The sequence below is a fragment of the Fulvivirga aurantia genome (assembly GCF_009711475.1).
In the GTDB taxonomy this organism is placed as follows: Bacteria; Bacteroidota; Bacteroidia; order Cytophagales; family Cyclobacteriaceae; genus Fulvivirga; species Fulvivirga aurantia.
In genome coordinates, this window is record NZ_SMMD01000374.1 from 1 (window position 1) to 2,131 (window position 2,131).

Sequence of the window (2,131 nt, forward strand, 5' to 3'; positions counted from 1 at the left end):
CATATAGAAAGATTGAAAGATAAATTCCGCAATGACGCTTAGATTTAAAAGCGAAGGTCAACCTACTCCTACACCCCCTCCAACACCAACACCGACCTATTCACCGTATACACCGACAGGAAATTTTCACCACCACGCTTGAAGCTTTCGTGCGTGACACCTGCATCTATCCGGTCGTGGCCACCAAAAGATACGTCATCTGAGTTAAGCACATACTTGTAAGTACCCTCCTGCGGCACCCAAAACTCATAATTGGGAATAGACTTATCAGGACTGAAATTAAAAATAAACACAAGGCCCGCCCGCTCAAAAATGAGCACCTTATTAGCTTCATCTACATTTATAAGATGAGCCGGTGATGCATCAAGTACATCATGCGCCTTTAGCAAGTTGATCATAGACTTGTCAAAATCATTGAGGTAGACATACTTCAATTCTTCATTGTCCACCAAAGACCATTGCCTCCTCGCGTATTTATAACTCCAGTTGTTTCCCTCACGGGGAAAATCAAGCCATTCCGGATGGCCAAATTCATTGCCAAAGAAATTGAGGTAACCCTCTCCCCCGGCCGCAGCTGTCACCAACCTGATTAATTTATGGAGTGCAATGCCTCGGTCGATGATTAGATTGTCGTCCTGTTTTTGCATGTGCCAATACATCTCCTTATCCATCAGCCAAAAAGCAACCGTCTTATCGCCAACCATCGCCTGGTCATGTGATTCAGCGTAAGCTATGGTTTTTTCTTTATAGCGCCTGTTGCTCAATACATCCCAAATCTCATGCATACGCCAATCTTCATCGGCTTTGTGTTTAAGTAGCTTGATCCACGAGTCGGGTATACCCATGCCGAGGCGATAATCAAAACCGAGGCCACCATGCGCAACGGGCTGACACATCCCTGGCATACCACTCATATCTTCAGCAATTAAAATACAGTCTGGTTTTACCGCCTTGGCCACACTGGTTGCGAGTTGCAAATAGCGCACAGCGTCCCAATCGACACCTTCTTTGAAATACCTGTCGTAGTGATCGAATGCCACACCATTGCCATGGTGGTGATACAAGATGCTCGTAACACCATCGAATCGAAAGCCGTCAAAATGAAACTCCTCCAACCAGTAGCGGATGTTAGAAAGCAGAAATCGCTCAACCTCTTCTTTGGCATAATCAAAAAGTTTTGAGTCCCAACCTTCATGGTAGCCTTTCCCTCCCTCGTGAAAATACTGATGACCGCTACCGTCAAAATTGTTAAGCCCTTCGGCCTCATTTTTTACAGCATGAGAGTGCACGACATCCATAATTACAGCGATACCCATCTTATGCGCAGTATTGACCAGCGACTTGAGTGCATCTGGCGTACCAAAACGTGATGATGGGGCAAAGAAATTAGAGACGTGATAGCCAAACGAGCCATAATAAGGGTGCTCAGCCACCGCCATGAGCTGGATGCAGTTGTAGCCAAGTGCTTTCACACGAGGCAAAATGTTCTTTTCAAAATCTTTGTAAGTACCTACGCCTTCATACTCCTGTGCCATGCCCGTGTGGCACTCATAGATAAGCGGTGCTCCTATTTTATTTAAACTGAACTTCTGATCTGTCCAGGTAAAGGGTTTTGCAGGGCCCCAGATGGAAGCCGTAAAATCATGTGTTTCTGGGTGCTGAAGGGCATAGTTGGTATAAGCGGGCAGTCGGTCTTTCGTGCCATTGGCTGTTTCTACCTTTACTTTTACCTGAGAAAGATGCTTCAGGCTTTCGCTTTCTTCTATAAAAATTTCCCAAATGCCCTCATCGGTTTTCTCAAGCTGATGTTTAGAAGAATCCCAGCCATTAAAATCGCCTATCAGACTTAAGGATTTTGCCGCAGGCGCCCACTCCCGATAGTGCCAGCCTTTACACTTTTTATCATAATTAAAACCCAGCGTTTTATGCCTTTGCGCGTATTGAAGCAACGAACCATGGTGAGATTTAATATGCTCCAGCCGATCTTCAAAATAACTGAGACGCTGTTTTAAATCGGACTCATAAGGAGCCAACCAGGGATCATCTTTTATCAATTGCAGCATAGGCATGGGGTTTACATTCCTTATGAAAAGGTAGCAAAAAGAAAGCAAATACAGCCCTTCTACCACTT

Annotated in this window: 1 protein-coding gene; it reads right to left on the reverse strand. The window is 45.0% G+C overall.

Annotation, left to right across the window (positions count from 1 at the left end; genetic code table 11):
* Positions 1-68: 68 nt before the first annotated feature.
* Positions 69-2,063, reverse strand: a complete 1,995-nt coding sequence (locus E1176_RS01965; protein ID WP_155208896.1) for an alpha amylase C-terminal domain-containing protein — start codon at positions 2,061-2,063, stop codon at positions 69-71.
* Positions 2,064-2,131 lie beyond the last annotated feature (68 nt).

What these genes read in the sequence shown, in the direction of transcription:
- E1176_RS01965 (WP_155208896.1), bottom strand. Translation starts at nt 2,063, where the DNA reads ATGCTGCAATTGATAAAAGATGATCCCTGGTTGGCTCCTTATGAGTCC.